The sequence below is a fragment of the Endozoicomonas sp. Z74 genome (genome assembly GCF_057680865.1).
Window position 1 is genome coordinate 1 of sequence record NZ_JBLYZI010000175.1, and the last position, 6,051, is coordinate 6,051.

General features: G+C 51.3%; 4 protein-coding genes. 2 read left to right on the forward strand and 2 right to left on the reverse strand.

Annotation, left to right across the window (positions count from 1 at the left end; all coding sequences use genetic code 11):
- Positions 1-3 precede the first annotated feature (3 nt).
- Positions 4-150, forward strand: a complete 147-nt coding sequence (locus tag ACNRUY_RS25550) for an integrase core domain-containing protein (RefSeq protein ID WP_488110674.1) — start codon at positions 4-6, stop codon at positions 148-150.
- Positions 151-301: 151 nt separating this feature from the next.
- Complete coding sequence (locus ACNRUY_RS25555; protein ID WP_488114491.1) at positions 302-1,237, forward strand: hypothetical protein; 936 nt, start codon at positions 302-304, stop codon at positions 1,235-1,237.
- 117 nt (positions 1,238-1,354) lie between these two features.
- On the opposite strand, the gene metH is transcribed toward ACNRUY_RS25555, so the two are convergent.
- Both metH and ACNRUY_RS25565 read right to left on the reverse strand, forming a co-directional pair.
- Positions 1,355-5,059, reverse strand: coding sequence for a methionine synthase (gene metH, locus ACNRUY_RS25560; protein ID WP_488114492.1), 3,705 nt, complete (start codon positions 5,057-5,059; stop codon positions 1,355-1,357).
- 195 nt (positions 5,060-5,254) lie between these two features.
- Positions 5,255-5,875 carry a hypothetical protein gene (locus ACNRUY_RS25565; protein ID WP_488114493.1) on the reverse strand — a complete coding sequence of 207 codons (621 nt, stop codon included), beginning with the start codon at positions 5,873-5,875 and terminating at the stop codon, positions 5,255-5,257.
- Between the last annotated feature and the right edge of the window lie 176 nt (positions 5,876-6,051).

Here is a 6,051-nt window from a genome sequence, read left to right on the forward strand (position 1 = left end):
TCTGTGAAATATGAGTGGCTCTATTTAAACGAATTCAGAACGGTAGCCGAGCTGTACCAAGGGCTGGAAAAATACTTCCAGTTCTACAATACTGAAAGGCTACATCAATCACTGAACTATAAAACACCTCAGGCAATACACTTTGGCTGAGGACTTCAACAACAGTCGGAACATAACTTAAAAAGTGGATCTTGTGGTCTAGACAATGGGGTCCACCATAGAGTATCTCGATACTGCTTTGAAAACAGGCTTTGAGCTTTTGCTAATGTGTTAGAGTATTTCTTGAACCGGGTATTCATACATGACAAGAAGTTGTTTGGAAAGGCCATGGCGACGTTTGTTTCAAGCTGTCTTTTTTATAAGTATGTTTCATTCAGTAAATTTATTTGCTATGGATAACTACTGTAATAAATGTACTAAATCATTTACTGAGTATAGAGGTGGGGATGGGTTCATCTGCCCTACATGCAGGGGGATTATTCCTGTGCTTGTGCTCAGGATGGAGCAGGTCAATAGTGCAGGGGGTGGAGAGCACAGTATTTATGATTATATAGGGAAAATGAGTGAAGAAGATCAAGTGCACATGATGACAAGGCTCTCTCTCGGGGAGAATCCTGAAGAGCTCATGAAAGACATCGTTTCCACTCATCATCTGCATTCGATGAATTCTAGGCAGGTACTTATGTCTCATGCGATCACTGAAAAGCTCAGGATTCTTGTGGATTGGGTAGTGAACTCTGGGGGGGAGTACTTGAGAGATCTGGATAGTAGTGAAAACGTATTAAGGTATTTTGTATTTACCAACTCACTGTTAGAAAAACTGCAATATCCAAGGGTTCAGAACAGGGTGGCTTTTTTTCAAGGCCCATTTTCGCATGAAATGGAGTTACGTCAATTTCAATTACAGGGTGTTTATGAATCCTTTTGGGGGGAAAATATTGAACTGATTGCAGCCACTATTGAGTCATCAGTATTGTCTGGTTCGAATGTATTGATGATACTCGCAGAGGCAACAGGTGGCATTTTTCAGGTAGTATTCACTAAATTTCGGATTAATGCTTCACAGAGGCAAGTTGCATTGTGTGTGATAGTGGTTAAAAAAGTTTTTGCCATCGGCACTTCAACGATAAAAAACATGTTAGAACTGATTAACCAAAAGCTTAACCCAAAGGAGTTGGAAGTACTCTGTATTTATAGGGAAAGCCAGGGGGGATCGGACTCTGCTGACTCTTTTTAAGGTACTGGCTATCTAATCAGTGGCAGGGAGAGCATTCCCAAGAGGAAAGTTCAATTTCGATATGCAGCCCTTCCCCTAAAACGGGGAAGGTATCTGCTCTTCGCGGGCTTTTGACGGTTATGAAAGATTAGGCCTTAGCCAGCGTTCTGCGGCTTCCTGAGTGATGCCTTTTCGCCGGGCGTAGGCGTTTAACTGATCCCTGCCAATTTTACCCAGGCCAAAGTATTTTGAGTCCGGGTGTGAGAAATACCAGCCACTGACACTGGCGGCGGGCATCATGGCAAAATGCTCGGTCAGTGACACCCCCGCATTTTTATCCCCTTCCAGCAGCTGGAACAGTGTCGCTTTTTCCGTGTGATCCGGGCAGGCCGGGTAACCGGGGGCAGGGCGAATCCCTTTGTATTGCTCCCGAATTAACTGTTCATTGTCCAGCTGCTCTTCTTCTGCATAGCCCCAGTACTCTTTCCTCACCTTTTCATGCATGGCTTCAGCAAAGGCTTCTGCCAGTCGGTCTGCCAAAGCTTTGACCATGATGCTGTTGTAGTCATCACCGGCTTCCTCCCAGGTTCTGGCCAATTCATCGGCTCCAATACCGGCAGTGACCACAAATCCGCCTACATAATCCTTGATCCCGCTCTCCCTGGGGGCCACAAAGTCTGAGAGGCAGTAGTTGGGTTTGCCTTCCGGTCTCGGGTTTTGCTGACGGAGATGATGGAGCAGGGCGCGAACTTCTGAACGACTGTCGTCGGTATAGAGTTCCAGGTCATCCTGGTTCACCTGGCTGGCGGGCCAGAATCCGATCGCCGCCCGGGCACGGATCAGCCGTTCACTGACCAGTCTGTCCAGCATTTCACGGGCATCCTGGTAAAGGCTGGTGGCGGCCTCCCCCACCACTTCGTCCTCAAGAATGGCGGGGTATTTGCCCGCCAGGTCCCAGGTGATAAAGAACGGTGTCCAGTCGATGTAATCCACCAGTTCCGCCAGCGGGTAATCTTCAAACACTTTGATGCCGGTAAAGGCGGGAATGGGAGGCTGGTAGTTTTCCCAGTCCGGCCTGAAGGCGTTATCCAGGGCTTCTGAATAGGTAAGCAGGGCCCGCTTATTGCCCCGCTTTTCATGGCGCTCCCGGATCTTTTCATACTCAGCGCGGGTTTCTTCAACCAGGGCAGGTTTGAGCTCGCCACTCATCAGCCGGGTGGAGATGCCCACACTGCGGGAGGCATCGGTCACATAGATGGCCAGGTCATCCTGATAGTGGGGTTCAATCTTGACTGCGGTGTGTGCCCTGGAGGTGGTTGCTCCACCGATCATCAATGGCAGCTTGATTCCCTGGCGTTGCATTTCGCTGGCCACATGCACCATCTCATCCAGGGAGGGGGTGATCAGGCCACTAAGGCCGATGATGTCCACCTTTTCTTCAAGGGCGGTTTTCAGGATGGTTTCGCAGGGCACCATCACTCCCAGGTCGATCACTTCAAAGTTATTACAGGCCAGCACCACACCCACAATATTTTTGCCAATGTCGTGTACATCGCCCTTTACGGTGGCCATGAGGATTTTGCCATTGGAGCGGGTGTGCTCGTCTTTCTCTTCTTCTATAAACGGCACCAGGTGGGCTACCGCCTGCTTCATCACCCGGGCGCTTTTCACTACCTGGGGCAGGAACATCTTGCCTTCTCCAAACAAGTCACCCACCACATTCATGCCATCCATCAATGGCCCTTCGATCACCTCAATGGGGCGGGTGGCTTCCAGCCTGGCCGCTTCTGTGTCTTCCACGATGTAAGTGGTGATGCCTTTGACCAGGGCATGCTCCAGTCGTTTGCTGACCGGCCATTCCCGCCAGCTGAGGTCTTCGGTTTTTTTCTCACCGGCACTGCCGCTACGAAACTGGTCGGCAATGGCCAACAGTGCTTCGGTGGCTTCTTCAGAACGGTTGAGGATGACGTCCTCGACCTTTTCCCTCAGTTCAGGGGGGATTTCTTCATAGATCTCCAACTGGCCGGCATTGACGATGCCCATGGTCAGCCCGGCCTTGATGGCGTGATACAGGAAAACCGCGTGAATGGCTTCACGGACCGGATTATTGCCCCGGAAGGAGAAGGAGACATTACTGACTCCTCCGGAACTCAGGGCATGGGGCAGGTTTTCCCGAATGTAGCGGGCGGCATTGATAAAATCGACGGCATAGTTGTTGTGTTCTTCAATCCCCGTGGCGACGGCGAAAATATTGGGGTCGAAAATAATGTCCTGGGGAGGGAAGCCCAACTCTTTGACCAGGATGTCATAGGAGCGCTGGCAGATTTCATTCTTGCGGGCTTCAGTATCGGCCTGTCCCTGCTCGTCAAAGGCCATCACCACCACTGCGGCACCGTAATTACGGCAGAGCTGTGCGTGCTTCCGAAAGGCTTCCTCGCCCTCTTTGAGGCTGATGGAGTTAACAATCCCCTTGCCCTGGATGCACTGAAGCCCTGCCTCAATCACCTCCCATTTGGAGGAATCCACCATGACCGGCACCCGGGAGATATCCGGCTCTGACGCCATCAGGTTAAGAAAGGTGACCATGGCCTGCTTTGCATCCAGCATGCCTTCGTCCATGTTGATATCGATCACCTGGGCACCGTTTTCCACCTGGGTGCGGGCCACATCCAGGGCGGTGTCGTAGTCCTCTTCAACAATCAATCGCTTGAAACGGGCAGAGCCTGTTACGTTACAGCGTTCTCCCACGTTGACGAACAGGGAGTCACTGCCAATATTAAACGGCTCCAGACCACTGAGCCGGCAGGCAACGGGAATATCAGGAACCTTCCGCCGGGCAATGGACGTCATGCGTTCAGCAATGGCCTTGATATGAGCCGGGGAGGTTCCGCAACAGCCACCGATGATATTGATAAGGCCGGATTCGGCAAACTCTGCGACAATATCTGCCATTTCCTCCGGGCTCTGGTCGTATTCACCAAAGGCATTGGGCAGTCCGGCATTGGGGTGGGCACTGACAAAGGTGCCTGCACAGTTGGACAGCTCCTCCAGGTGCGGACGAAGTTCACTGGCACCCAGGGCGCAGTTCAGGCCCACAGAAAGGGGCTCAGCATGCTCAACGGAATTCCAGAAGGCTTCAGTGGTCTGGCCGGACAGGGTTCGACCGGAGGCATCGGTAATGGTGCCGGAAATCATAATGGGCAGACTGAAACCCAGTTGCTCGTACAGGTCTTTAACCGCATAAATTGCGGCTTTGGCATTGAGGGTGTCGAAAATGGTTTCAATCAGCAGGATGTCCACTCCGCCCTCAATCAGTGCCAGTGCCGCTTGTTGATAGGCTGTCACCAGCTCCTTGAAGTGGGTGTTACGGTAGCCAGGGTTGTTTACGTCCGGGGATATGGAGGCGGTCCGGTTTGTTGGGCCAAGGACTCCGGCGACAAAACGGGGTTTTTGGGGATTGGCACAAGTGAACTCATCGGCCACCTCCCGGGCCAGCCTGGCCGCCTCCCGGTTGATTTCCGGTACCAGGTGTTCCATCTCATAGTCCGCCATGGCGATGGTGGTGGCATTGAACGTGTTGGTTTCCAGAATATCGGCACCGGCCTCAAGATAGTCCCGATGAATCTGACGGATGATGTCCGGGCGGGTCAGGCACAGAAGATCATTGTTCCCTTTGACGTCACAGGTATGATGGGCGAACCGCTGGCCGCGGTAGTCCTGCTCTTCCAGTTTATAGCCCTGGATCATGGTGCCCATGGCGCCATCGAGAATCAGGATGTGATGTTCCAGTTGCTGTTGCAGGGTTGACAGGGCGTTCTTCTGATTTGGCTTAGCTTGCAGCATGTAGAGCGGACCAATGATTATTCGTTCTGGTGGGCCATGGTATCAGAAAGGCTGGGGTTTGTGGGTGATGAATAGGGCAATCGGAATAAAACCAGGGAGCGGGCAGGGCATTATGGGGGGATAATGATACATTTTCTTCTATTGATTGCCTTAGGTTTAGCCAAATGGTTTGTCACCCACCCAAGAACCTTTTATTCACTGATTGGTTGCGGGTGGTGTGGTGTGGCGATGCGGGTTTAGCTTGTCTTCAATGGCGTTTAACGTTGAATAAGTTGACCTTAAACGCCTGGCGGATTCTGGATCATTTTCCATTTGGAACAGGTGGCTTGCGGTCACCAGAAGGGAGGCTAACTGACGGTTTTCTTTACCCTGAATGTGTTCAGAGGGGCTTATTCCAGGAAGATGATCCCATGAAATTTGGATTTGCAGCTCTTCAAGACCAGAGAGGATGTGTTGGCGTATGGTACTAACTAACTTTTCCCTAGCCGCACCGACTTCAGCTTCTGTAAGTTCCTGTGCAGTGGCGGAGGCAGAATCAGCTTCACTTCCTCTCTCGTAGACCCCTTCGATCAACATTCTGAGGTTAAGCCAGGCGAGGCGTTGCTGTAGCATGGCTCTGACCCATCTCTGATAAGACTCCTGAGAAAGGGAGGTAAGCAGAGAGATGGACTTTGGATAATCTCGATCGCACTCAGCGTCTGCAGCCTCCTTGATGGTTGACCAGAGTTTGCTTAAGTGATCATCTGCATCGGAGGTGGGCATTACTGACAGATCACCTTCAGCAACGGCGCTGTTCAAATTAAATGTTGCTAACATGGTCTATACTCCCTGAGCATGAGAATTGTCGTGTAAAGTGGAGTTCCAGCCATGAAACCTCAGCAATTCCAAGACATCCTGAAGTCCATACCCATGATGTCCCCAGAGCAGATCGGTGTCCTCCATAAAACTCTGCCGCCCTCACCCATTGCCGGTGATGCACAAGGTATTTCCGG